This is a genomic window from Billgrantia antri (assembly GCF_019430905.1).
GTDB lineage: Bacteria > Pseudomonadota > Gammaproteobacteria > Pseudomonadales > Halomonadaceae > Halomonas > Halomonas antri.
Map to the genome: position 1 here is coordinate 795,483 of NZ_JAHYCA010000001.1, position 25,214 is coordinate 820,696.

26 protein-coding genes are annotated in these 25,214 nt (G+C 65.2%); 16 read left to right on the forward strand and 10 right to left on the reverse strand.

Annotated elements, in window-relative coordinates; genetic code table 11:
* The first annotated feature begins 128 nt into the window (after positions 1–128).
* The 4 genes from KPL81_RS03680 (at position 129) to KPL81_RS03695 (ending at position 3,401) form a co-directional block, all read left to right on the forward strand.
* Entirely contained in the window at positions 129–1,427 is a 1,299-nt protein-coding gene (locus tag KPL81_RS03680) for a Glu/Leu/Phe/Val family dehydrogenase (protein ID WP_209474063.1), read from the forward strand.
* An 80-nt stretch (positions 1,428–1,507) separates the two neighbouring features.
* Positions 1,508–2,275: a pseudouridine synthase gene (locus KPL81_RS03685; RefSeq protein ID WP_219790818.1), complete on the forward strand. Its 768-nt coding sequence runs from the start codon at positions 1,508–1,510 to the stop codon at positions 2,273–2,275.
* Between the two features lie 28 nt (positions 2,276–2,303).
* Positions 2,304–3,143: a tRNA cyclic N6-threonylcarbamoyladenosine(37) synthase TcdA gene (gene tcdA, locus KPL81_RS03690; RefSeq protein WP_219790733.1), complete on the forward strand. Its 840-nt coding sequence runs from the start codon at positions 2,304–2,306 to the stop codon at positions 3,141–3,143.
* A 33-nt stretch (positions 3,144–3,176) separates the two neighbouring features.
* Positions 3,177–3,401 carry a DUF1653 domain-containing protein gene (locus tag KPL81_RS03695; protein ID WP_159554671.1) on the forward strand — a complete coding sequence of 75 codons (225 nt, stop codon included), beginning with the start codon at positions 3,177–3,179 and terminating at the stop codon, positions 3,399–3,401.
* Positions 3,402–3,499: 98 nt separating this feature from the next.
* Here KPL81_RS03695 and bfr read toward each other — a convergent pair whose 3' ends face one another.
* The 5 genes from bfr to lptF all read right to left on the reverse strand — a co-directional run bounded on the left by bfr (position 3,500) and on the right by lptF (position 7,132).
* A complete protein-coding gene (gene bfr, locus KPL81_RS03700) occupies positions 3,500–3,982 on the reverse strand; it encodes a bacterioferritin (protein ID WP_209474068.1) in 483 nt (160 codons plus the stop codon).
* A 180-nt stretch (positions 3,983–4,162) separates the two neighbouring features.
* The gene (locus KPL81_RS03705; RefSeq protein ID WP_209474071.1) at positions 4,163–4,369 is read right to left on the reverse strand and encodes a (2Fe-2S)-binding protein; all 207 of its coding nucleotides are present in this window, start codon (positions 4,367–4,369) and stop codon (positions 4,163–4,165) included.
* A gap of 102 nt (positions 4,370–4,471) precedes the next feature.
* Entirely contained in the window at positions 4,472–4,951 is a 480-nt protein-coding gene (locus KPL81_RS03710) for an RDD family protein (RefSeq protein ID WP_219790734.1), read from the reverse strand.
* 37 nt (positions 4,952–4,988) lie between these two features.
* The gene (gene lptG / locus KPL81_RS03715) at positions 4,989–6,053 is read right to left on the reverse strand and encodes an LPS export ABC transporter permease LptG (RefSeq protein WP_219790735.1); all 1,065 of its coding nucleotides are present in this window, start codon (positions 6,051–6,053) and stop codon (positions 4,989–4,991) included.
* On the reverse strand, positions 6,053–7,132 hold the full coding sequence (lptF, locus tag KPL81_RS03720; protein ID WP_209474076.1) for an LPS export ABC transporter permease LptF: 1,080 nt from the start codon (positions 7,130–7,132) through the stop codon (positions 6,053–6,055). The genes lptG and lptF overlap by 1 nt, the downstream gene beginning before the upstream one ends.
* Positions 7,133–7,249: 117 nt before the next feature.
* Between lptF and KPL81_RS03725 the strand changes: the two genes are divergently transcribed.
* From KPL81_RS03725 to KPL81_RS03770, 10 genes are all read left to right on the forward strand, one after another.
* A complete protein-coding gene (locus KPL81_RS03725) occupies positions 7,250–8,770 on the forward strand; it encodes a leucyl aminopeptidase (protein ID WP_219790736.1) in 1,521 nt (506 codons plus the stop codon).
* A gap of 167 nt (positions 8,771–8,937) precedes the next feature.
* Positions 8,938–9,999, forward strand: coding sequence for a branched-chain amino acid aminotransferase (locus KPL81_RS03730; protein ID WP_219790819.1), 1,062 nt, complete (start codon positions 8,938–8,940; stop codon positions 9,997–9,999).
* 198 nt (positions 10,000–10,197) lie between these two features.
* The gene (locus KPL81_RS03735) at positions 10,198–10,638 is read left to right on the forward strand and encodes a DNA polymerase III subunit chi (protein WP_209474080.1); all 441 of its coding nucleotides are present in this window, start codon (positions 10,198–10,200) and stop codon (positions 10,636–10,638) included.
* Between the two features lie 298 nt (positions 10,639–10,936).
* A complete protein-coding gene (locus KPL81_RS03740; protein WP_219790737.1) occupies positions 10,937–13,786 on the forward strand; it encodes a valine--tRNA ligase in 2,850 nt (949 codons plus the stop codon).
* A 69-nt stretch (positions 13,787–13,855) separates the two neighbouring features.
* The gene (locus KPL81_RS03745; RefSeq protein WP_240549027.1) at positions 13,856–15,277 is read left to right on the forward strand and encodes a sigma-54 interaction domain-containing protein; all 1,422 of its coding nucleotides are present in this window, start codon (positions 13,856–13,858) and stop codon (positions 15,275–15,277) included.
* Positions 15,278–15,547: 270 nt separating this feature from the next.
* Complete coding sequence (locus tag KPL81_RS03750) at positions 15,548–16,651, forward strand: TRAP transporter substrate-binding protein (RefSeq protein ID WP_219790738.1); 1,104 nt, start codon at positions 15,548–15,550, stop codon at positions 16,649–16,651.
* A 101-nt stretch (positions 16,652–16,752) separates the two neighbouring features.
* Positions 16,753–17,349: a TRAP transporter small permease subunit gene (locus tag KPL81_RS03755; RefSeq protein ID WP_209474086.1), complete on the forward strand. Its 597-nt coding sequence runs from the start codon at positions 16,753–16,755 to the stop codon at positions 17,347–17,349.
* A 49-nt stretch (positions 17,350–17,398) separates the two neighbouring features.
* Positions 17,399–18,769, forward strand: coding sequence for a TRAP transporter large permease (locus KPL81_RS03760; protein ID WP_219790739.1), 1,371 nt, complete (start codon positions 17,399–17,401; stop codon positions 18,767–18,769).
* A 21-nt stretch (positions 18,770–18,790) separates the two neighbouring features.
* The gene (locus KPL81_RS03765) at positions 18,791–19,573 is read left to right on the forward strand and encodes a 3-hydroxybutyrate dehydrogenase (protein WP_219790740.1); all 783 of its coding nucleotides are present in this window, start codon (positions 18,791–18,793) and stop codon (positions 19,571–19,573) included.
* 83 nt (positions 19,574–19,656) lie between these two features.
* The gene (locus KPL81_RS03770; RefSeq protein ID WP_209474092.1) at positions 19,657–20,403 is read left to right on the forward strand and encodes a phosphatase PAP2 family protein; all 747 of its coding nucleotides are present in this window, start codon (positions 19,657–19,659) and stop codon (positions 20,401–20,403) included.
* 47 nt (positions 20,404–20,450) lie between these two features.
* Here KPL81_RS03770 and KPL81_RS03775 read toward each other — a convergent pair whose 3' ends face one another.
* The 3 genes from KPL81_RS03775 to KPL81_RS03785 all read right to left on the reverse strand — a co-directional run bounded on the left by KPL81_RS03775 (position 20,451) and on the right by KPL81_RS03785 (position 22,077).
* Complete coding sequence (locus KPL81_RS03775) at positions 20,451–20,906, reverse strand: META domain-containing protein (protein WP_209474094.1); 456 nt, start codon at positions 20,904–20,906, stop codon at positions 20,451–20,453.
* Between the two features lie 123 nt (positions 20,907–21,029).
* On the reverse strand, positions 21,030–21,470 hold the full coding sequence (locus KPL81_RS03780) for a VOC family protein (RefSeq protein ID WP_209474096.1): 441 nt from the start codon (positions 21,468–21,470) through the stop codon (positions 21,030–21,032).
* A 115-nt stretch (positions 21,471–21,585) separates the two neighbouring features.
* Positions 21,586–22,077, reverse strand: coding sequence for a DUF411 domain-containing protein (locus KPL81_RS03785; RefSeq protein WP_219790741.1), 492 nt, complete (start codon positions 22,075–22,077; stop codon positions 21,586–21,588).
* 91 nt (positions 22,078–22,168) lie between these two features.
* Here KPL81_RS03785 and KPL81_RS03790 point away from each other — a divergent pair, with 91 nt between their 5' ends.
* Positions 22,169–22,705 (forward strand): DNA-3-methyladenine glycosylase I, encoded by a 537-nt coding sequence (locus tag KPL81_RS03790; protein WP_219790742.1) that lies wholly within the window; start codon positions 22,169–22,171, stop codon positions 22,703–22,705.
* Positions 22,706–22,736: 31 nt separating this feature from the next.
* On the forward strand, positions 22,737–23,804 hold the full coding sequence (locus KPL81_RS03795) for a metal-dependent hydrolase (protein ID WP_219790743.1): 1,068 nt from the start codon (positions 22,737–22,739) through the stop codon (positions 23,802–23,804).
* A 3-nt stretch (positions 23,805–23,807) separates the two neighbouring features.
* Here the strand turns inward: KPL81_RS03795 and KPL81_RS03800 are convergent, their stop codons facing one another.
* Both KPL81_RS03800 and KPL81_RS03805 read right to left on the reverse strand, forming a co-directional pair.
* On the reverse strand, positions 23,808–24,416 hold the full coding sequence (locus KPL81_RS03800; protein ID WP_219790744.1) for an FMN-dependent NADH-azoreductase: 609 nt from the start codon (positions 24,414–24,416) through the stop codon (positions 23,808–23,810).
* A 194-nt stretch (positions 24,417–24,610) separates the two neighbouring features.
* Positions 24,611–25,189 (reverse strand): superoxide dismutase, encoded by a 579-nt coding sequence (locus tag KPL81_RS03805; protein ID WP_219790745.1) that lies wholly within the window; start codon positions 25,187–25,189, stop codon positions 24,611–24,613.
* Between the last annotated feature and the right edge of the window lie 25 nt (positions 25,190–25,214).

The following is a 25,214-nucleotide window of genomic DNA, read 5'->3' on the forward strand; positions in this document are numbered from 1 at the left end:
TCACTGGCATGCACTCGATGCGTGGTCGACGACTGGCCGGTCGCTTGTCCCGCCTGCATGGATCGTTCTCTCCCCGGGGACTACCCTGAACCAGGCAAACGAGGAACCCGCCCATCAGGAGGAAGCCGATGCCAGGGCAAAAGGATCATGCCAACCTGTTCGACGATGCCCGCTCACGCCTGGAGGAGGTCTTCGAGGCCATCCACGTCCACGGCGATGCCAGAGAGCGCCTCAAGCAACCCAACCTGGCGATGCAGGTCAGCGTACCCGTCCGCATGGATGACGGCAGCCTCAGGGTCTTCCCTGGCTGGCGCGTGCAATACAACAACACGCTGGGGCCGGCCAAGGGCGGCATTCGCTTTCACCCCGACGTCAGCCAGGAAGAGGTGACCACGCTCAGCTTCTGGATGGCGGTGAAGTGCGCCGTGGTCGACCTCCCCTACGGCGGCGGAAAGGGCGGCGTCAAGGTCGATCCCAAGCGGCTATCGAAGCTGGAGCTGGAGCGTCTGTCGCGCGGTTATGTCCGCGCCATCGCCGACATCATGGGGCCCGACCGTGACATTCCCGCCCCGGACGTGAACACCAACCCCATGGTCATGGGCTGGATGGCCGATGAATTCGATCACCTGGCCCGCGGCAAGGTGCCCGCCGCCATCACCGGCAAGCCGCCGGCACTGGGCGGTTCATTGGGCCGCGTGGCGGCCACGGGGCGTGGCGCGCTGCATGTGCTCGACCTGTGGGCCTCCCGCGAGGGCCGCAAGCCCGAAGAGACCACCCTGGCCATCCAGGGCTTCGGCAATGCCGCCTATCACTTTGCCCGCCTGGCGCATGAGCGCGGCTATCGCATCGTCGCGGTATCCGACTCCCAGGGCGCCATCTACAGCCGCGATGGCCTTGCCCCCGATCCCATCATGGAGCAGAAGACCCAGCATCAGCGCCTGCACGAGATGGTCTACTGCGACGACTCGGTCTGCATCGCGGAAAACGTGGAGAAGCTCGAGCGTGACGAGCTGTTGAGCCTGGAGGTCGATATCCTGGTGCTGGCGGCACTCGAGAATCAGGTCCATGAACACAATGTCGATCAGGTGCAAGCCGGTGCCGTGCTCGAGATTGCCAACGGACCGGTCACCAGCTACGCCGACGAGCAGCTCGAGGCGCGCCGCGTGCCCGTGCTCCCCGACGTGCTGGCCAATACCGGGGGCGTGATCGTCAGCTACTACGAGTGGGTGCAGAACCGCAGCGGGGAGCGCTGGGCCGAAGAGGAAGTCAATGCGCGCCTGGCCGAACGCCTGGAGTACCAGAGCCGGCTCGTGCTCGAACGTGCCGAGCGGGAGGAGATTTCCTACCGCAAGGCCGCCTATCGCCAGGGCATCGAGCGCATTGCCGACGCGATCCAACTGCGCGGCAACTGTCAGGACAGCGAGTGAGCGACCGTGGCGGCGCGCAGGTGACAAGAGCCAAGGAGGGGGCGACAATGGCGCCCCTGACAAGCAATCGACGGGTCGCCATGACGCAGCACCTGACCATCCTTCATCGGGATGAACATCTGGTGGCGGTACACAAGCCGGCAGGACTCCTCGTGCACCGCTCCAAGCTGGCCGGTGGCGCGAGCGAGTTCCTGCTGCAGCGGTTGCGCGATCAGTTGGGCCAGCGCGTGTATCCGGCTCACCGTCTCGACCGTCCCACCTCGGGCGTGATGGTCTTCGCCCTGGAGCCGTCCACCGCGACCAGGCTGGGTGACGCCTTCGCCGAGCGCCGGGTCGCCAAGCGCTACCTGGCCGTGGTGCGCGGTATCGGCCCGGAGCGCGAGCGGCTCGACTATGCCCTGCGCGAGGAGGACGGCAGCCGTCCCAAGGCGGAGATGCCCGCGCAGGAAGCCATCACCGAGATCCGCCGGCTCGACAGCGTCGAACTGCCGATCCAGGTGGATCGCTACCCCACCAGCCGCTATTCGCTGATGGAAGTCCTGCCCATGACCGGTCGACGCCACCAGATTCGCCGCCACCTCTCGCGGCGTGGCTACCCCATCATCGGCGACGCCAAGCACGGCAAGGGCAACCATAACCGCTTCTTCGCCGAACATCTGGGCTGCCCACGGCTGCTGCTGGCTGCCGTCGGCATGGACTTCGAGCATCCCGTCAGCGGGCATCGGCTGGCACTGAGCTGCGCCCTGGACACCCCGATGACGGCGCTGTTCCAGCATCTCGGCTGGGCTGGCCATCTGCCGGTCGATAGCGCCCGATACCTCGACGCCCCACGGCCTGTCGCCACCTGACACCCTGAGCCGGAGTTCGATACGCCTCATGACCGCCCCACCCAGTCCGCACGATGTCGCGCCGCCAGCCCAGGATGACTATGACTTTCGCTTCGGCGGCATCCGGCGCCTCTACGGCGCTCGCGCACTCGAGCGCTTCCGCACCGCCCATGTGGTGGTGGTCGGCGTCGGGGGCGTCGGCAGCTGGGCGGTGGAGGCCTTGGCGCGTTCGGGCATCGGTCGGCTCACCCTGATCGACCTCGACGACGTCTGCGTCTCCAACGTCAATCGCCAGTTGCCGGCTCTCGACGGCACCATCGGCCGGCCCAAGGTGGACGTGCTGGCCGAACGCTGCCGGGCGATCCAGCCCGGCATCGAGCTCGTCGCCGATACCGCCTTCGTCACGCCGACCAACCTGGCGCAGCGTATTCCCGAAGACGCCGACTACGTGGTCGACGCCATCGACAGCGTGGTCGCCAAGGCGGCACTGATAAACTGGTGCCGGCGGCGCAAGCTGCCCATCGTCGTCGCCGGTGCCGCCGGCGGCCAGACCGACCCCACGCGCATCAAGGTGGCCGACCTCGCGCGTACCGAGCACGACCCGCTGCTGGCCAAGGTGCGGGCTCGTCTGCGCCGGGACTACGGCTTCTCGCGCAATCCCAAGCGTCGCTTCTCCGTGGAGTGCGTCTATTCTGACGAACAACTGGTCTACCCGGGGGCGGATGGCGAGGTCTGCCTGCAAAAGCCCGGCAGCGGCGAATCGACCCGGCTCGACTGCGCTTCCGGCGTGGGCGCCGCCACCTTCGTGACCGGCGGCTTCGGCTTCGTTGCCGCCTCGAGGGTGCTGACACGCCTGGCCAAACGAGCTGCCCGGGACGGCAGCCAATAACGACAGGGAAATCTTGAACTGGAGCCCAACGCGATGACCCACCCCCTCCCCGTTCCCGGCATTTACAGCCATTACAAGGGCAACCGCTACGAGGTGCTCGGTGTCGCTCATCACAGCGAGACCGAGGAGCCACTGGTGGTCTATCGCGCCCTGTACGGCGACTACGGCCTGTGGGTGCGACCGCTGGCCATGTTCACCGAAACCGTCGAAGTGCGCGGCGAGCCGGTGCCGCGCTTCGATCTCGAAAAGGCCTTCTAGCCACGTGGCGGTGACGCCACGCCGACTGACGGAGCGTACAGCAAAACGGCACCGATATGAGTCGGTGCCGTCGTGGTTTCGCTGCGACTAGTTTCTCGTTACTCGTCGCCGGCTTCCTGCATCTGGCGCAGCATGTAGTTCTCAATCCCCACCTTGTCGATCAGGCCGAGCTCGGTCTCGATATGATCGATATGTTCTTCTTCGTCGGCCAGGATGTCGCGGAGCAAGTCGCGGGAGACGTAGTCCTTGACCTTCTCGCAGTAGGCGATGGCCTCGATGTAGTCCTTGCGACCGTCGTGCTCGATCTTGAGATCGCTCTCGAGCATTTCGCGCACGTTCTCGCCGATGTGCAGCTTGCCCAGGTCCTGCAGGTTGGGCACGCCTTCGAGGAACAGGATGCGCTCGATCAACTTGTCGGCATGATTCATCTCGTCGATGGATTCGTCGTACTCCCACTTGGCCAACGCCTTGAGGCCCCAGTCCTTGTACATCTTGGCATGCAGAAAGTACTGGTTGATCGCCACCAGCTCATTACCGAGGGCTTTGTTGAGGTATTCGATGACCTTGGCATCGCCTTTCATTGCCGTATCTCCCTTCTCTCGTCTCGGCCTTGGGCCTGTCTTGTCAGTGCTAACGCTCAACGAACCATCATAGGCAGTATCGGCCCAAACACGCAAAAAATCCAACCGGGACAATCGGTTGGATTAATGGCAACAAGAATGAGAGCGATTGACAATGGCACACCGCTGAGGGCGCGTCTGCTACACGGCGTAGGCGAGATCGTTGGCCGATGCCATCATTTCGGACTTGATCGCTTCGCGAGCGATGGTCTTGCCGACACAGGCGCACTTGCCGCACTGGGTGCCGCAGCCGGTCTGCTGCTGAACTTCCCGCCAGCTACGCGCACCGCCTTCGACGCTTTCACGAATCTTGCGGTCTGATACGCCCTTGCAAAGACACACGTACATCGCCATCCACCTCGCTATGCTTACGATAGTTAATGTAAATGATTCGCATAGCTCGTCGCAAGGGGGAATCGACTCTTTTTTGATCTCGCTCAGGCTGGGCAGCTAACGGCGGCTCGCCTTGGGCAGGACCACTACCCGTGTATCCGAGGCAATGTCGGGCCAGCTGCGGCGCTCGGTATCGAACAAGACCCACAGATAACCGAGCCCGAAGGCGGCCAGCGAGAGCCAGGCCACCAGGTAACGCACCAGGCTCTGGCGCAGGGTAATCGCATGACCGCTGCGGGTCTGCACGCGCAGGCGCCAGGCCTGCATGCCCAGCGTCATGCCGCCCCGCATCCAGGAGAAGGCAAAGAACAGGAAGGCCCCCGTCACCAGCAACAGCTGCAGCGAGAAACGCTGCATGACGCCCGCACCGACCTCCTCGGCCCCGAGACCCAGCACCTGGCGTACGAAGGTCACGTGCAGCACGGTAATCAGGATCCAGATCGCCAGAACCAGCAGGCCATCATAGAGCATGGCGCCCAGGCGCCGCCCCAGGCCGGCCGGCCACACATCGTCGAGTTGGTCGAATCGTCGTTGCATCATCGTCTCACGTTTCGGTCACGCGCCAGCAGCGTCGCTAGCCCGAGCGCCGCAGCAGATAAAGCCCAAGGAGAGCACAGAGCACGGTGGGCGCCAGCACCGCCCAGACCGGCGAGAAACCGAACACGGTGGAAGCCGGCGCCAGCAGGTCCTGCAGGTACTTGAACGACAGCCCCACCACCACGCCATAGAACACCCGCGTGCCGGCGGCCACGGTACGCAACGGGCCGAACACGAACGACGCAGCGACCAGCACCAGCGACGCTATGGTCAGCGGCAGCAGCAACTTCTGCCAGAAGTACAGTAGCGGCTGGGTGGCCAGCTGCCCCTGGGAAAGCAGGTAGCGAGAGTAGGCCCACAACTCGCTGGGTGCCTGGCTATTGACGTCACGCAGCAGGCGATTGAGCTGATCGGGCGTCAGGGTCGTCTGCCACTCCAGCCGTGCATGCGACTCGGCCTCGGTACTGTCATCGCCGAAGCGTGTGATCCTCACATCCTCGAGCACCCAGCGCTCCCCCTGCCAGGACGCTCGTGCCGCTTGCACGGCTTCGTGCAATTTCCTGCCCTCGAAGACGTAGCGGGTCAGGTCGAGCACCGTGTCGTCGGCGCGGATGGCGCCGAAGCGGTAGACGCTGTCGCCCTCCCGCTGCCAGCCGCCGCTCTGGGTCAGCAAGGCGCCCTCCCCCTGCATCTGCTCCAGCCGCCAGGCGCTGGCGTACTGCTCGGTGCGTGGGCTGACGAATTCGGCAATCAGCAGCAGGATGGCCACCACCAGGACGATCGGCTTCATCACGCCCCACAGGATACGTGCCAAGGAGCGCCCCGCGGCTCGCATCACCGTCAGCTCATTGTTCGAGGCCATGCTGCCCAGGCCGATCAACGCACCGATCAGCACGCCTACCGGGGCATACTGGTAGAAGCGCCAGGGCAGGCGCATCAGCAGGTAGAGCAGCACCTGGAAAGCGCCGTAGTTCCCCTCGACGTCGTCCAGATCGTTGATGTAGGTGATCACCAGGTCGAGGCCGAGCAATACCACCTGAACGACGATTATCGCACCCAGCACGTTGCGGGCGATGTAGCGGTCGAGACGATCCGTCAGCATCAGCGCATCCCCCTGCGCTGATTGTGCATCAGCAGGCCCAGTCCGAGCGCGAGGAAGACGCCATGGATCGGCCACATGCCGACCGTGGCCGGCAACGATCCGCGCCCGATGGCATCCAGTGCCGCCAGCAGCAGACTCAAGTAGCAGATGTGCAGAAAGATCGCCGGCAGCAGCTTGGCGAAGCGTCCCTGGCGCGGATTGACCCGTGAAAGCGGCATCGCCATCAGTGTGAGGATGAATACCATCAGCGGCAGCGAGAGCCGCCACTGCAGCTGCGCGCGGGCCTGTCCTGATCCGTCGCCGAACAGCTCGGTCGTGGTCGCATACTCGGCCACGTCCAGGTCGCGCTGCTCACTGCCGAGGGAAAGCCTCACGGCATAGGTCTCGAACTTCAGCCGCTCGGCTTCGAAACGCCCGGGCTCGACGCTGTAGCGCTCACCGTCGGCCAGCACCAGGAAGCGGCTCCCGGTCTCGGGATCGACGGTCTGGTAGCCGCTGCCGGCCCGGGTAACGGCGGTCTCGGGGGTACCGTCACGGCGCCGCTGACGCTCGCTGATGAAGACCTCCTGCATTTGCTGCCCATCGTCACTGAAGGCTTCGGTATAGGCCGTTCGGCCGCCACCGAAATCCTGGAAACGCCCCGGGGCCAGTGCAGTGAAGTCAAGCCGGCTGCGCTGTTCCTCCAGGGTTGTCTCGGTCTTTAGCGCCCCGGCCGGGGTCAGCCACAGACTGCACAGCCCCACCAGCACCGCCACCAGCGTCGCCGGTACCAGACTGACCTGCAGCAGCCGCACCGGGCTGATGCCGCAGGCCACCAGCACGGTGATCTCGCTGTTCAAATAGAGCTGACCGTAGGCCAGCAAAATGCCGAGGAAGAAGGCCAACGGCAGAATCAGCTCGAGAAAGCCAGGCAGGTGGTAGAGCATCAGATTGCCGAGGATCGAGGCGGGAATGTCCCCTTCCGCGGCGTCGGTGAAATAGCGAATGAACCGGCTGCCCATGATGACCAGCAGCAGCACGCCGGCGACGGCGGCCATGGTGAGCAGAATTTCGCGGGTCAAGTACCGAAAAATGATCATGCAGCGGTCTTCCATGCAATGGCGCCATGCCTTGAGTACACTTGGGTGATTCGGCAGTGGCCTGGAGCCGTGCCGGCATTATCCAGAATCCCCCATCGCTTGTCTTGTGGAGTCACCATGGAATTCCCAGTTCAGACGGCCAATCCCGCCAAGGCCGAAGCGGCCTGCCTCGTGGTCCCGGTTTTCAAGAATGGCGACCTGCTGCCTGCTGCCGCCAAGCTCGACGATGCCAGCGAGCGGTTGATCGGTCAGCTGATCGAGCGCGGCGACTTCGATGCCAAGCTGGGCAACGTGCAGTTGATTCCCTTCGCCCCGGGACTCTCTGCCGACCGCCTGATGCTGGTGGGACTGGGCGAGCGCGAGACGTGTCAGGAGCGTGCCTTCCTCAAGGCGCTGGACGCCGCCTTCACCGCGGTGGCAGGCCTGCCCGCCGAGGACGTCGCCGTGGCCTTCACCGACGTGCCGCTAGCCGAGCGCAGCACCGCCTGGAAGGCCCGCATGACCGCCGAGGCTGCCCAGCGCGCCGTCTACCGCTTCGACGAATTCAAGTCGGAAAAGGCCCCACGACCACGCCTGGAGACGGTCACCCTGCTGCTCAGCGACGCCGACGCCGCCGACGAAGCGCGTGAGGGCGCGCGTATCGGCGATGCAATCGGCCAAGGCGTGGCGTATACCCGCACCCTGGGCAACCTGCCGGGCAACGTCTGCACCCCGAGCTACCTGGCCGAGCAGGCCGAACAGCTGGGCCGCGAGTCGGGTGGAGCCCTCGAGGTCGAGATCCTCGACGAGGCAGCACTGGAGGAGCTCGGCGCCCACAGCCTGCTCTCGGTGGGCCGCGGCAGTGAGCAGCCTTCACGCTTGATCGTCATGAAATACCTGGGCGCCGAAAAGACCGACGAGGCCCCGCACGTACTGGTGGGCAAGGGTATCACCTTCGACACCGGCGGCATCTCGCTCAAGCCCGGCGAAGCCATGGACGAGATGAAGTTCGACATGTGCGGGGCGGCCAGCGTATTCGGCACCGCCAAGGCCGTGCTCGGCATCCGCCCCAAGCTCAACCTGGTATTCATCGTCGCCGCCGCCGAGAACATGCCCGACGGCCGCGCCACCAAGCCCGGCGACATCATCAAGACGCTCAAGGGGCTCACTGTCGAGGTGCTCAACACCGACGCCGAGGGTCGCCTGGTGCTGTGCGACGCGCTGACCTACGCCGAGCGCTTCGAGCCCGCCAGCGTGGTCGACATCGCCACCCTCACCGGAGCGGCTATCATCGCCCTGGGCCACCACGCCAGCGGCCTGCTCTCCAACGACGACGACCTGGCGCTGGACCTGCTCGATGCCGGTGAAGCGGCCTGGGATCGCGCCTGGCACCTGCCGCTGTGGGACGAGTACAAGGAGCAGCTCGACTCCAACTTCGCCGACATGGCCAACATCGGCGGCCGCCCGGCCGGCACCATCACCGCCGCCTGCTTCCTCTCGCGCTTCGCCGACAAGTTCCCCTGGGCACACCTGGACATCGCCGGAACCGCCTGGACCTCGGGCAAGCAGAAAGGCGCCAGCGGCCGCCCGGTGGGGCTGTTGACCCAGTACCTGCTCGACCGCGAGGAGGAAGTGCGCCAGGTCGAGAACGACGGCTGACACCACCAAGGTTGCCATCCTCGTCGGCAACCGTTACATCTGACGCATTGCGCGCCCCGGGTCGGCCGGCCCGGAGCGTCGAGAAGCCCAAGAAAACGCCGGAATCCCGGCATAGCGGAGACCCTTTTGCCGTGCCCAACGCAACCTTCGAGATACTGCCCAGCGCCATGCCCACGGCAGCCAACATTCGCGACGACATCCTTGCCAACCCCGGGTTCGGCCGCTACTTCAGCGACCACATGGCCCACGTGCGCTGGACGGCCGAAGCCGGCTGGCACGGCCACGAGGTGCGCCCCTACGGCCCGCTGACCCTCGACCCGGCGGCGGCCGTGCTGCACTACGGCCAGGAGATCTTCGAGGGCATCAAGGCCTACCGTCACGCCGACGGCTCGGTGTGGTCGTTCCGTCCCGAGAAGAACGCCGAGCGCTTCCGCCGCAGCGCCCGCCGTCTGGCGCTACCCGAGCTCAGCGACGATGACTTCATCGGTTCGCTCAAGGCGCTGCTCGCCCAGGATCAAGCCTGGGTGCCGACGCCCCGCAACGAGGCCGATGAGTCGAGCCTCTATCTGCGCCCGTTCATGATTGCCAGCGAGAAGTTCCTCGGCGTGCGTCCGGCCCACGAGGTCGACTACTACGTGATCGCTTCCCCCGCCGGTGCCTACTTCAAGGGCGGCATCGCCCCGGTGTCGATCTGGCTCTCCTCGCACTACAAGCGCGCCGCCCCCGGCGGCACCGGCTTCGCCAAGTGCGGCGGCAACTACGCCGCCTCGCTGGCGGCCCAGAAGGAAGCCGAAAAGCACGGCTGCAGCCAGGTTGCCTTCCTCGACGCCGCCGAGAACAAGTGGATCGAGGAACTGGGCGGCATGAACCTGTTCTTCGTCTACAAGGACGGTCGCCTGGTCACCCCGCGCCTGACCGACACCATCCTCGAGGGCGTGACCCGCGACTCGGTGCTCACCCTCGGCCGCGACGAAGGCTTCACCCCGGAGGAGCGCGCCATCAGCATCGACGAGTGGCGCGACGGCGTGGCTTCCGGCGATATCGCCGAGGTCTTCGCCTGCGGCACCGCCGCAGTGATCACCCCGGTGGGCCAGCTAGTCACCGAGGACGGCACAATCCAGATGCCCGATGCCGGCAACGAGATCGCCAAGCGCCTACGCGCCAAGCTGCTCGACCTGCAGTATGGCCGTGCGGAAGATACACATGGCTGGCTGACCAAGCTGGTCTGAAGAAACGTAGAGTCCCGCTACACCAAGAGCCGGCCAACGCCTCGCGAGGCGGCCGGGAGCAGACCGAAGAGGAGGTCTTTTGCCAGGGATGGCAAAAGTAGCGCCCAGGGATGGGTTCACAGCGCCTCCTCGTAGGTCTGCTTGCGGCAGAGCCTCGCCACTGCATCGGCAGAATCGGCCCCAACCGTTAAGGCCGCCATGACGCAAGTTGACTTCTATATCCTCCCAGACACCACGCTGGAAGCGCGGCTCGACTTCGCTTGTCGGCTGGCCGAGACCATCGCCGGCAAGGGCTACCGGCTGCACCTGCACACCGAGGACGAGGCCATGGCCAGCGACCTCGACGAGCGGCTGTGGACCTTCCGCCCCGAGGCCTACCTGCCCCACGCCCTGCTCGGCAGCGAGATGGCCGAGAGCGTGGCGGTGACCATCGGCTGGGAACAGCCACCCGAGCCGAGCGCCGCAGCGCCCATGGCACTGCTCAATCTCGACCCAGGCATCCCCGAGTGGTTCTCGCGCTTCGAGCGGGTCGCCGAGATCATCAACCAGCACCAGCAGGTGCTCGTCGCCAAGCGCGAGTGCTGGCAGACCTACAAGCAGCGCGGCTATCCCGTCAAGGCCCATCAGCTCAAGGGGTGAGTCCCGTCCCAGGGTTACGGGAGGCTGCCTATACCGGGGCTGATCCGGCGGCAGGGACTGCGAGGAGGCGCTGTGAACCCATCCCTGGGCGCTACTTTTGCCATCCCTGGCAAAAGACCTCCTCTTCGCCCTGCCCCCGGCGCCCCTCAGAGGCTGTACCGATCCGTCCGTTCACGTCTGGCTGACGCCAAGCACCCCATCGCGCTATAATCGAGCCCATTTTTCGCACGCTTTCGATGACTTCCCGCCGCCCGGCCCCACGTCCCGGCGGCGATCATTTCTGGACCCGGAACGCCCCATGGACAAGACCTACCAACCCGAGCAGATCGAATCCCGCTGGTACGAGCGCTGGGAGGCCGACGGCCGCTTCGCCCCCTCGGGCGAGGGCGAACCCTACTCGATCATGATCCCGCCGCCCAACGTCACCGGCAGCCTGCACATGGGCCACGCGTTCCAGGACACCATCATGGACACGCTGATCCGCTGGAAGCGCATGCAGGGCAACAACACCCTGTGGCAGGTGGGCACCGACCACGCCGGTATCGCCACACAGATGCTGGTCGAGCGCAAGGTCGCTGCCGAAGAGGGCAAGAGCCGCCACGACCTGGGCCGCGAGGCGTTCATCGACAAGGTATGGGAGTGGAAGCACGAGTCCGGCGGCCACATCACCCGCCAGCTGCGCCGCATGGGCGCCAGCGTCGACTGGTCGCGCGAACGCTTCACCATGGACGACGGCTTCTACAAGGCGGTGCAGGAAGTCTTCGTGCGCCTCTATGAAGAGGACCTGATCTATCGCGGCAAGCGCCTGGTCAACTGGGACCCCACCCTGCACACCGCCATCTCCGACCTCGAAGTCGAGAACCGCGATCAGCAGGGCCAGTTCTGGCACTTCCGCTACCCGCTGGCCGACGGCGTCAAGACCGATGCCGGCCTCGACTATCTGGTCGTCGCCACCACCCGCCCCGAAACCCTGCTCGGCGACACCGGCGTGGCGGTCAATCCCGAGGACCCGCGCTACGCCTCGCTGATCGGCAAGTTCGTCGAACTGCCGCTGGTCGGCCGGCGCATCCCCATCGTCGCCGATGAACACGCCGACATGGAAAAGGGCTCCGGGTGCGTGAAGATCACCCCGGCCCACGACTTCAACGACTACGAGGTGGGCCGCCGCCACGGCCTGCCGCTGATCAACGTCTTCACTCAGGACGCGGCGATCCTGCCCCAGGCCGAGGCCTTCGACATCCAGGGCCGCCCGCTGCCCGAGATCGACTTGAGCCTGCCCGCGGCCTACGCCGGCCTCGACCGCTTCGAGGCGCGCAAGCAGATCGTCGCCGACATGGAAGCCGCCGGCCTACTCGAGCAGGTCGAGACGGTCAACAACAACCTGCCCTACGGCGATCGCTCCGGCGACGTCATCGAACCGCTGCTGACGGACCAGTGGTTCGTCGCCGTGGAGAGCCTGGCGGAGCCCGCCATCGCCGCGGTGGAGAATGGTGACATCCAGTTCGTGCCCAAGAACTACGAGAATATGTACTTCTCGTGGATGCGCGACCTGCAGGACTGGTGCATCTCGCGCCAACTGTGGTGGGGGCACCGCATTCCCGCCTGGTACGACAGCGAAGGCAACGTCTACGTGGCCCGCACCGAGGCCGAGGCGCGCGAGAAGCACGGCCTTTCTGCCGACCTCGCCCTGACCCAGGACGAAGACGTACTCGACACCTGGTTCAGCTCGGGCCTGTGGACCTTCGGTACCCTGGGCTGGCCGGAGCGGACCCCCGAACTGGCGACCTTCCACCCTTCCAGCGTGCTGGTCACCGGCTTCGACATCATCTTCTTCTGGGTTGCGCGGATGATCATGCTGACGCTGAAGTTCATGGACGAGGTGCCGTTCAAGACCGTATACGTCCACGGCCTGGTGCGCGACGGCCAGGGCCAGAAGATGTCCAAGTCGAAAGGCAACGTGCTCGACCCCATCGACCTGATCGACGGCATCCAGCTCGATACGTTGCTGGAGAAGCGCACCGGCAACATGATGCAGCCGCAGAAGGCCAAGGCCATCGCCAAGGCCACCCGCGACGAATTCCCCGAGGGCATCGAGCCCCACGGCACCGACGCGCTGCGCTTCACCTTCCTGTCCCAGGCCACCACCGGACGCGACATCAAGTTCGACATGGGCCGCCTCGACGGCTACCGCAACTTCTGCAACAAGCTGTGGAACGCCTCGCGCTACGTGCTGATGAACGCCGAGGGCCAGGATTGCGGGGCGCAAGGTGGCGAGGTCGAGCTGTCGCTGGCCGACCGCTGGATCGTCTCGCGCCTGCAGCAGACCGAGGCCCAGGTGACCAAGGCGATGGAGGAATTCCGCTTCGACCACGCCTCCCAGGCGCTCTACGAATTCGTCTGGAACGAGTACTGCGACTGGTACCTGGAGCTCTCCAAGCCGGTGCTGTGGGACGAGGGCGCCAGCGAGGCGGCCAAGCGCGGCACCCGCCGCACCCTGGTGCGCGTGCTGGAGGCGATCCTGCGCCTGGCCCACCCGATGATGCCGTTCATCTCCGAGGAGATCTGGCAGCGCGTGGCACCGTTGGCGGGCAAGGCCACGGGCGACGGCAGCGAATCGATCATGGCGCAGCCCTGGCCGCAGCCGGAGAACGACAAGCTCGACGAAGCTGCCACCCGCGACATCGAGTGGCTCAAGGGCGTGATCGTGGCGGTGCGCAACGTGCGCGCCGAGATGAACATTGCCCCGGGCAAGCCGCTCGACGTGCTGCTGACCAAGGGCAGCACCGCCGACCGCGAACGCCTCGAGGCCAACCGCCCGTTCCTGGCCAAGCTGGCCAAGCTGGCCAGCGCCACCTGGCTCGACGATCCGGCCCAGGCGCCGCTCTCGGCCACCCAACTGGTCGGCGACATGGAGGTGCTGGTGCCCATGGCCGACCTGATCGACAAGGACGCCGAACTCGCCCGCCTGGCCAAGGAGATCGACAAGCAGGACAAGCTGATCGGCGGCATCGAGAAGAAGCTTGCCAACGAGAGCTTCATCGCCAAGGCGCCTGAAGCGGTAGTCGACAAGGAGCGCGGCAAGCTCAAGGAGTACCAGGCAGCGCGCGCCGTGCTGCTCGAGCAGCGCGACAAGATCGCCGCGCTGTGACTTATCCAGCGGCCCGAAACCGCCGCTCTCTGATAGGCGGCCCGACACCGCCTCCAGGAGACGACACGAATGCCTCGGGATGAGAGCACCATGGCCGGCCATCGCCAAGGCTTGACCCTCGAGGCGATCCGCCCGTTGTTTCCACTGCTCGAGCGCAACAGCGCCGGGGCGATCCTGGTCGACGAGGCGAGCCGCCTGATCTGGATCAACGCCTGTTACTGCCGACTGCTGGGCATCGACGATCCGGCCGACGTGATCGGCCGCCCCGTGGGCGAAGTGATCCCGCACACCCGCATGCCCGAGGTGGTACGCAGCGGGCGGCCCATCCTGCTCGATATCATGGAGTACCAGGCGCGACAACTGGTCGTCACCCGGCTGCCGCTGCACGACCCGGCCAGCGGCCGGGTCAACGGCGCGGTAGCCTTCATCGTGTTCGACGACCTGGAGCCGCTGACGCCGCTGATCGGCAAGTACCGCCGCCTGCAGCACGACCTGGCAGTGGCACGCCGCGCCCTGGCACGCCGCGGTTCGCGCTACGCCCTGGCCGATTTCGTCGGCGCCAGCCCTGCGGTGCTCGAGGTCAAGCGCCGTGCCCGTCTGGCCGCCGCCCGGGCCACGCCGGTGCTGCTGCTGGGTGAGACCGGCACCGGCAAGGAGGTGCTGGCACAGGCCATCCACGGCGACTCGCCGCGCGGGGCCAGTCCCTTCGTGGCCGTCAACGTCGCCGCGGTGCCGGAGAACCTGCTGGAAGCGGAGTTCTTCGGCGTCGCGCCGGGCGCCTATACCGGCGCCGACAAGCGCACCCGCCAGGGCAAGTTCCAACTCGCCGATGGCGGTACGCTGTTCCTCGACGAGGTCGGCGACATGCCCTTGGCGCTGCAGGCCAAGCTGCTACGCGCCCTGCAGGAGGGCGAAGTGGAGCCGCTGGGTTCCAACGAGATCAAGCGCGTCGACGTGCGCGTGATCGCCGCCACCAGCCGGGATCTCGAGGCCATGGTCGCCGACGGCAGCTTCCGCTCCGATCTCTACTATCGCCTCAACGTACTGCGTATCCAGGTACCGCCGCTGCGCGAGCGCCTTGTCGATCTCGGCATCCTGTGCGAGACGATCCTCGGCCGAATCGCGACGGAGAGTGGAGAACCCCGTGCCGAGATCACCGCCGAGGCCGTGGCACTGCTGCAATGCCATGACTGGCCGGGCAATATCCGCGAACTGCGCAACGTGCTCGAGCAGACCCTGGCACTCAGCGAAGCCTGCAGCGTCATCGACGTGCCGGAACTTCGCCCTACGCTGCCCCTCTCCCCGGCAGCAATGGACCGGCCACTGCCGACCGCCAGCGTACGCCCGCTCGCCGCTGTCGTGGCCGCCGCCGAGCGCAGCGCCCTGCAGGACGCGCTGGCGGCCTGTCGCGGCAACAAGTCCCGTGCGGCCCGTATGCTGGGGATTCCCCGCTCGGTGCTCTACGAAAAATTGGCCAGACTGTCCGACTAACCGGTCAGTTGTCCGAAATTTCGGACACCCTCTCTTAAACCTTGGTCGCAATACCGTCTGGCTATCCGGACACAGCTACCTATCCCCGCTCCTCGCAAAACAATTAACTTATTGAAAAATAAAGATAAAAATAATATGGCACGGCACGTGCAATACAGGCGCCAGTGCATGACGCAAGCGCTGTCCGTTCGATAGCGGGTGCGCCATGTCGCATGCCTAACGACAACGCCACCAAGGCGTTGCGACGACAACAACGCACAAGGAGCTCTCATGCCATCCTCTTCGTCTCTCGCCATCCGCCTTCGCCCACTTACTCTTGGCGTGGCCGCCGCTGCCCTGCTGGCCGGTGCCGCTGGAACCGCTCAGGCCCAGGAGCAGGTGCGCTGGCAGGTGCCCATCGCCTTTCCCTCGCATCTGGTCGGCCTGAGCACGCCGGTCCGCTTCTTGAGCGAGCAACTGGAGCAGGCCTCCGGCGGCAATATCAACCTGCGCTACTACGAGCCGGGCGAGCTGATCCCGCCGTTCGAGATCCTCGATGCCGTCTCTGAAGGTCGCTACGACGCCGGCTTCACCTGGGTCGGCTACGATCAGGGCAGCATCCCCTCGCTGCCGCTGTTCGCCGGCGCGCCGTTCGGCATGGAGCCACCCGCCTACCTGGCGTGGCACTACTTCGGCGGCGGCAAGGAGCTGCTCGAGGAGATCTATGCCGAGTATGACGTCCAGCCGCTGCTGTGCAGCATGATCGGCCCCGAGGCTGCCGGCTGGTTTGCCGAGCCGCTGGAGAGCCTCGACCAGATCGACGGCCTGCGCATCCGCTTTGCCGGCATCGGCGGCCGCGTGATGGAGCGCCTGGGCGCCTCGGTCACCATGATTCCCGGCGGCGAGCTCTACCAGGCCATGGAGCGCGGCACCATCGACGCCACCGAATTCTCGGCGCCGGCAGTGGACCGTATCCTCGGCATGCAGGAAATCGTGCAGAACTACGTCATGCCCGGCTGGCACCAGACCTTTACCACCGCCCACCTGCTGGTCAACAAGGACAGCTGGGAGGCGCTGGAGCCGCAGACCCAGGCGATGATCGACATGGGCTGCCGTGCCGCCACCCTCTACGGTTACGCCGAAAGCGAGGCCGAGACGCCCAAGGCATTGCGCGACTTCGAGGCGGAAGGCGTGAATGCCCAGGTGCTGTCCGACGAGATCCTCGGCGAGCTGCGTCGGGTGACCAACGAGGTACAGGAGGAGATTGCCGCCGAGGATGAGATGTTCGGTCGCGTGCTCGAAAGCCAGCGCGAGTTCATGAAGCTCCACGGCAACTGGCACGTCAAGGGCCACCTGCCGCGCAGCTACTACGCGCCGGAAAACTTCGAGGATTGAGATGGCCGCCCGGTACCGGGCGGCCCCTCCCTGCCGTCAGTGACAGCGGCCCCCGCCTTTCGGCGGGGCCGCTCCGTGTCCCCCAGCCCCGGAGTCACCCCATGAGCGTCAATGATTCGACGGCCTCTCCTCAGGGGCCGCAGGGCCACTCCGCACCGGAGTTGCCCACCAACCGCCTCAGCTATCGCCTCGACATGGCCATCCTGCTGTTCGGTCGCGCCATCTCCTGGTTGTGGCTAGCCACCATAGCGGTGGTGCTGACCAACGTGGTCAACCGTTTCATCCTCGGCCGCGGCTCGATCGCGGTGGAGGAGCTGTCATGGCACCTGTTCGGCGCCACCATGATCCTCACCCTGGCCTATGCCGTGGTCAGCGACGACCATGTTCGCGTCGACGTGATCCGTGAAAAGTTCACGCTGCGCACCCAGGCCTGGATCGAGCTTGTGGGTATCGTGCTGCTGGCCCTGCCGATCCTCTACCTGATGACGGAAGCGCTGTTCGAGTACGGCTATCGCGCCTTCGAGCGCGGCGAGCACTCCCAGGCACCCAGCGGCCTGCCTCACCGCTTCATCATAAAGACCCTGATTCCCATCGGCCTGGCCTTGGTGGCCGTGGCCCTGTTCTCGCGGGCATTGCGCTGCTCCACGCTGCTGTTCGGCTTCCCTCGGCGCACTCGCCAGATCACACCGCGGCAGTAGCCGACTGCCCCCACCCGCAACACGCCACGTTCATCTAGCGAGATCGATTATGGGACTGGAACAATTTCTCGTGCTGGCGATGTTTGCCAGCTTCATGGGCCTGCTGCTGCTGGGCTTCCCGGTGGCCTGGTCGCTGGCCGGCATCGGCTTCGTCTTCGCCATCGTCGGCCACGTGCTGGTGGAATTTCTCGGCGCCGACCTGTGGTTCTCCTGGGGCGGCACCATCGGCGTGCTGGACCGACGCATCTACGGCATCGTCGCCAACGAACTGATGGTGGCGCTGCCGCTGTTCATCTTCATGGGCATCATGCTAGACCGCTCCGGCATCGCCGAGCGACTGGTCACCTCGCTGGTGCGCGTGTTGGGCGGGCTACGTGGCGGCTACGCCGTCACCGTGGTGATCGTCGGAGTGCTGCTGGCCGCTTCCACCGGCATCGTCGGCGCCTCGGTGGTGCTGCTCGGCATGCTGTCGCTGGGCCCCATGATGCGCGCCCAGTACAACAAGTCGCTGGCGGTGGGCACCGCCTGCTCGGTGGGTACCCTGGGCATCCTGGTGCCGCCCAGCATCATGCTGGTGCTGATGGCAGACCGCATGGGCACCTCTGACGCCTCGGTGGGCCGGCTGTTCATGGCGGCCCTGATTCCCGGCGTTATGCTCGGCGTACTCTACATCGCCTATATCCTGATCGCCGCCTATCTGAACAAGGACCTGGCCCCTGCGCCCAAGGATCGCGAGCCGCTCGACGCGCGGGCCTTCCTGCAGGTCTTCCTCGCCGTACTACCGCCGCTGGGGCTGATACTCGCCGTGCTCGGCTCGATCTTCACCGGCTTCGCCACCACGACTGAAGCCTCGGCGGTGGGCGCGCTGGGCGCCATGCTGCTGGCGCTGGTCAATCGACGTCTCAATCTCACCATCCTGCGCCAGGCGCTCTACCAGACCAGCCGCACCACGGCGTTCATCTTCGCCATCTTCATCGGCGCCACGGTGTTCGCCGCCGTACTCCGAGGGCTGGGTGGCGACGATGTGGTGCGCTTCGCCCTCACCGGCCTGCCCTTCGGCGAGACCGGCATCGTGCTGACCATTCTGGCGGTGGTGTTCCTGCTCGGCTTCTTCCTCGACTGGGTGGAGATCACGCTGATCATCCTGCCCTTGGTGGCACCGGTGATCATGGGCCTGGGCGTGGATCCGCTGTGGTTCGCGATGCTCTTCGCCATCTGCCTGCAGACCTCGTTCCTGACGCCGCCGGTGGGCTTCGCGCTGTTCTATATCAAGGGAGTCTGCCCGCCGGAGATTACTACCCGCGACATCTATCTCGGCGTGGCTCCCTTCGTCGCCATCCAACTGCTCGGCCTGCTGCTGGTGTTCTTCTACGCCCCACTGGCGACCTGGCTGCCCAATGAAATATATGGCGGCAACTGACACCGACAACGGAGACCGGATATGCAACTCATCGACAAGACCGCCCTGATCACCGGAGCGGCCGGTGGCATCGGCCGCGCCATCGCCGAACGCTATGCACGGGAAGGCGCCAGGGTCGCGGTGGCCGATCTCGACCTGACCGCCGCCGAGGCCACCGTGCAGCAGATAGGCGATGCTGGTGGCGAGGCCATGGCACTGGCCATGGACGTCACCGACGAGGCCGCGGTGGAGGCTGGCGTGGCCGCGATGGTCGAGCGCTGGGGCGGGCTGGACATTGCCATCGCCAACGCCGGTATTCAGCACATCGCGCCATTGCACGCCCTGAGCTTCACCGACTGGCGCAAGGTCATGTCAGTGCACCTCGACGGCGCCTTTCTGTTGACCAGCGCCGCATTGCGCCAGATGTACCGGCAAGAGCGTGGCGGCTGCCTGCTCTACATGGGCTCGGTACACAGCAAGCTCGCTTCGCCGCTAAAGGCGCCGTACGTGGCCGCCAAGCATGCCCTGCTGGGCCTGTGCCGCAGCGTGGCCAAGGAGGGAGCGGCACACCGGGTACGCGCCAACGTGATCTGTCCCGGCTTCGTGCGTACGCCGCTGGTGGACAGGCAGATCCCCGAGCAGGCCGAGGCGCTGGGTATCTCCGAGGAAGCGGTAATACGCGACGTGATGCTCAAGGATACCGTCGACGGCGAATTCACCACGCTCGAGGATATCGCCGAAGTGGCACTGCATTTGGCGGCCTTCCCCTCGGCGGCCCTGACGGGCCAATCGGTGGTGGCCAGTCACGGCTGGTACATGCAGTAGTAACAATAGGTTAAGAAACGCTGTTCTGTTACGCTCGTTTACGCTAGAATGGGGCATCGCCATCCACATCGTGCGTGCCCCTCATGTCACACTTCGAACCCTCCTTCGCTCCCGGCCGCATCCTGCTGCTCAATCTTCTCGGCGCCCTGCTGGTGTGGTCCTGGCTTTCGCCCGGCCTGCTGTTCTGGACCGAGCTGGACGATGCCGTATTCTTTACCACCAACGCCTGGCTGAGCGAAGCTCACGACGCTTGGGTGCTGCTCGTGGCAGCGTTCAACACCCGCGTCTTCGACGTTATCAGCCTGCTGGTGCTGCTCGCCCTCTTCGTGTGGGCCATGAACCGCGACTCGCGGCATCCGGATCGCCTGCTGCGCTGGGGCGGCATCGGCGTCACCATGCTGCTGGCGGCCGTGTTCATCGCCCAGGGGGTTCGCCTGGTCATTCCCTATACCCACCCCAGCCCGACCCTGGTCTACGATAACGTCAACTTGGTGACGCTGATGGTCGACTTTCCCACCAAGGACAGTTCCGGTAGCAGCTTCCCCGGCGATCATGGCATCAACCTGTTCCTGTTCGCCGCCTTCATGTGGCGCTTTGCCGGCCTTCGCGTCGCCCTGGTCAGTGCCCTGTTCGCGGTGCTGCTAAGCGCTCCGCGCATTCTCAGCGGCGCTCACTGGTTCAGCGATATTTTCTTCGCCGCCCTGGCGATCAACCTGATCGTTACCCCGTGGATCCTGCTCACCCCGGTAGGTCCGACGCTCGTGCGCACGATCACCGCCGGGCTGCTCACGTTGCGAGGCGCGCTACCCGGCCGCCCGAGTCTCGGCTGACAGCAAGAGCGCGGCATCAGCCGCGCTCTTGCACCTGTGAGGCCCCTTCAGTTGGCCTTGCGCCAGCCGCCCAGCACCCGCTGATCCGGCCCGAAGAACACCAGCCGATCATGGTCGATGAGGAAGCGGTAGGCGCTTTCCAGCATCGCGGTGATGCGCTTGGCCTCCTCGAGCTGCGGGCAACCTCGGCGAGTCGTGGCCAGCTCACTGAATTGAATACGGTTGCCTGCATCGAGGCTCACCCGGCCACTGAGCTGATTGCAGCCGTCGCTGCCTGTCACGCGACCATCGGGTGATACCACAAAATGCGGCGTCTCGGGCATCGAGAGCCGTTCGTCGGTGCCCACCAGCAGCAGGTTCCAGCGCTGCCCCACGACCGGATGATCGCTGGAGACGCCGGGTCCTTCCTGGCGTGCCGGCGCGGAGGGCTGGCTGCCGCACGCAGTCAACATCATGACCGCCAGTGCCAGTAGCAGCACTCGGCCTGAGAGAATCTTCTTCATTGATAGTTGCGTTCCTTGTTGCACTACGCCGATCTTGGGAAGCGCTGACAAATCGACGCGCGAAATGAAGCACACCGCGCAACGCAGCGATTCGCTCGCGCAGGCATCTGTGCGGCGTTTCCCTTACCAGGTGCCCGTGTTTTGCATGGACGCCCATGGCTCCCTGGCCGGCAGCGGGTCGCCCTTCTGCAGCAGCTCGATGGAGATGCCGTCGGGGCTGCGCACGAAGGCCATGTGGCCATCGCGGGGCGGGCGATTAATGGTCACGCCGGCCTCGTGCAGCCGCTCGCACAAGGCATAGATGTCGTCGACCCGGTAGGCCAGGTGGCCGAAATTGCGCCCGCCGGCGTACTCCTCCGGATCCCAGTTGTAGGTCAGCTCGAGTTCCGGCGCCTTGAGTTCGGCGGAGCGGGACTCGTCTTGGGGTGCAGCGAGAAAGACCAGGGTGAAGCGTCCCTTCTCGTTCTCCTTGCGCCGTACTTCCACGAGCCCCAGCAGATCGCAGTAGAAGCGCAGCGATGCGTCCAGGTCACTGACGCGAACCATGGTGTGCAGATACTGCATGAGCCCTCCTAGCCAACGTTCGTTAAACAAACCAAGAATACTGAACTAATCGGCGAGCAAGATGCATCGCAACGTAGCGATTCGCTTGCGCAGCCACTCAGTCAGTGTTTCCTGCTTAGTGAGTATACTCGCTGAAAATGGCCGGCGTCCGGTCCTCATGCCGCCAGGTCAGCACGGCGTAGTCGTCATGGCGCCCCGTCTCCATGCCGGGAGAGCCATGGGGCATGCCCGGCACCGTCAGCCCCACCACGTCGGGCCGCTCCTCGAGCAGGCGCTTGATGTCGGCGGCCGGCACGTGACCTTCGATCACGTAGCCATCAACCAGCGCCGTATGGCAGGAGGCCAGCTCGGGAATGACGCCGTGTTCCAGCTTCACGCCGCGCATGTCGCGGGTTCTGTGCTGGCGTACCTCGAAGCCTGCTCCCCTGAGGTGATCGGCCCAATCCGTGCAGCACCCGCAGTTGGGGTCCTGGTACATCTCGACCACCGGGCCGGCCTGGGGGCTCGCACCCGGGGTCAGGGCAAGATAGAGTGCCAGTGCGCTACCGGCCAGCAGGGACAGCGCCGCCGCCTTTGTGGTCTTGGATTTTACGGGTAGGATCTTCATGCCGGTGGCTCCTGAAGCGTTGCGACCAGATCATCGAATCGTGACAAGCCACCACGGCCTTGCCAATAGCGAAAAAGGGAAAGAGGCGAAAATGTCGCACTATTGTGACCTGGCACCGGGGCACCCCTGGCATGGCCCCTATCATGACGACGAGTACGGTTTTCCCGTCGCCGGCGACACGGCACTGTTCGAGCGTCTGGTACTGGAGATCAACCAGGCCGGCCTGTCGTGGCTGACCGTGCTCAAGAAGCGCGAAGCTTTCCGGCGAGCCTTCGACGGCTTCGATGTCGATCGGGTTGCCGCCTTCGGCGAAGCCGATCGTGCGCGGCTGCTCGGCGATGCCGGCATCATCCGCAACCGGCTCAAGGTGGCGGCGGTCATCCACAATGCCGGGGTGATACAGGCCCTGCGCGACGCTCATGGCAGCTTTGCCGGCTGGCTCGACCACCATCACCCGATGACAAAGGACGAATGGGTCAAGCTGTTCCGCCGCACTTTTCGCTTCACCGGCCCGGAGATCGTCGGCGAGTTTCTCATGAGCACCGGCTATCTGCCCGGTGCCCATCGCGAAGACTGCCCCGTTCACCAGCGCATTCTCGCTCTCGGCCCCGCCTGGCAGAAGGCCTGAGCGACCCGGTGCGCGTACGAGAACATACCCCATGGATACCCTGACACAGGCCGCCCTGGGTGCGGCGGTAGGCGGCACCGTTCTGGGTCGCCGCCTGGGACGCAAGGCGGTGCTGATCGGTGCGGTCCTGGGCAGCCTGCCCGACCTCGATGTCTTCCTCGACTATGGCGATGCGGTAGCCAACATCACCGAACATCGCGGCTTTACTCACTCCCTGTTCGTGCTGACGGGGCTTGGCACACTGCTGGCATTGCTCGCCCGACGCCTCGCCACGGCTCGCGACATTTCCTTGGGCCGCTGGTGGGCCTACTTCATGCTGTGTCTGGTGACCCACCCGCTGCTCGACGTGCTGACCACCTATGGCACCCAGATCTGGTGGCCGCTCGCGGTGCGCCCCAGCGCCTGGCCGGTGGTCTTCATCATCGACCCGCTCTACACACTGCTGCTACTGGTAGGCGTCGGCATCGCACTGATCGGCGGCAACGCCCAGCGCGGCCCCGCCTGGGGACTGTCGCTCTCCTGCGTCTACCTGCTCTTCGCCATGCTCGCCAAGGGCGTGGTCGAACACCGTCTCGCGCCGGTGCTGGCCGAACGCGGGCTCGAGCAGGTGCCACGACTGGTGCAGCCCACCCCGTTCAATACACTGCTTTGGCGGGTGACGTTCATCGACGGTGAGCGTCACCACGAAAGCCTGGTGGGCCTGCTGGATGGCGGTACGCCACCGATGGTTGAGACCTTTCGCCGCGGTGCCGAGCTCGAGCCGGCCGCCATGGCGCTCGAGAAGGGCCAGCGACTGGACTGGTTTGCCGGTCCCTTCCTGCGCTACGAGGTGCGCGAGATCGAAGGCCGGGAAACCTTGGTCGCCACCGACCTGCGCCTGGGGTTCCCGGGGTTCTATGCCTTCAGCTACGCCTTGGCGATACGCGAGGAGGAGGCGTGGCAGCCGCTGCAAGTCACCGAGATGGTGACGGCAGACTCACGCGCGCAACGGGATGCCCTGGGAAAACTGGGGGCACGCATGCTCGATGCACAGGCCACCCTGTGCACGAGCCACTTCGTTTCCCAGCACTGGGTCGCCAACGTACCCTCGGCGTGCTGAGCTCTACAGGTCGGCGACCAGCGAGTCGATGGCCTGCCGCGCTTCCTTGAGTGCAGCGTCGCGCCGCCCCTCGCCCATGGCCAGCCCCTCGGCGTAGATCACCGAGACATCGCCGATACCGATCATGCCCAGCATCGCCTTGAGATGCGGCGTCTGGGTGTCGAGTTCGGTGCCGGCGTACTGGCCACCGCGAGCGGCGAGGATGACGGCACGCTTGCCCTTCACCAACCCCACGGGACCCTGCTCGGTGTAGCGGAAAGTGACACCGGCACGCATCACCCGGTCGAACCAGGCCTTGAGCTGAGACGGAATGCCGAAGTTGTACATCGGCACGGCCAGCACCAGCACATCGTGAGCGTTGAGTTCCTCGATCAGGTCGTCCGAACGTTGCGCCAGCATCTGCTGCTCGGCGGTGCGTTCAGTGGCGGCTGCCTGCCAGCTGCCGAGCTCCTCGAGTCCGAGATGCGGCAGCGATTCGACGGCCAGGTCGCGATGGGTGAGGCTCAGCTCGCCTCGCTGGTCGGCCTGCTGGCGAAAGTGGCTGGCCAGGGCATTGGATTGCCCCTGCTCACCGAGAATGGAGGAAGTGACGAGAAGAATTCGGTTAGCCATGACGATCTCCCTGTGGAGGCATTGTGATATTCGCCATGATACGTGCATTTTTTCGCGCTAAAAGCGCATAGTTTCGCGCCACTCATTCGAAAAATACGAAAATACATGAGGGCGATAGGCCCCACCTAACGACGAAGCCCATCACGGTGCAACAGGACAGCACGCAGGGTTTCCGCCCCGCGGCGATTTCACGCCTAAGCGAAGTTCTGAGCCACGAAGTCCCAGTTCAGTACGCTCCAGATGTTTTCCAGGTATTTGGGACGCGCGTTGCGGTAGTCGATGTAGTAGGCGTGCTCCCATACGTCGATGGTCAGCAGTGGGGTCTGGCCATGGGCAATGGGCGTATCGGCATTGCTGGTATTGACGATGTCGACGCCACCGTCGGCCGTCTTGATCAGCCAGGTCCAGCCGGCGCCGAAGTTGGCCACGGCACTGTCGTTGAAGGCCTGCTTGAACTTTGCGAAGGAGCCGAACCGGGCCTGAATCGCCTCGGCCAGCGCGCCTGACGGCTCACCGCCCCCATTGGGCGCCAGGCAGTGCCAGTAGAAGGTATGGTTCCACACCTGGGCTGCCTGGTTGAACAGGCTGCCGGACGCGGACTGGATGATCTCCTCCAGAGACTTGTCGGCAGCGTCGGTGCCTGCGATCAGCTCGTTGAGTTTGGTGACGTAGGCCTGATGATGCTTGCCGTAGTGATAGTCGAGGGTCTCGGCGGAAATATGCGGCTCCAGGGCGTTCCTGTCATAGGGCAGTGCCGGCAGTTCGAATACCATATGGTGGCTCCTAGTGTTTTACGGT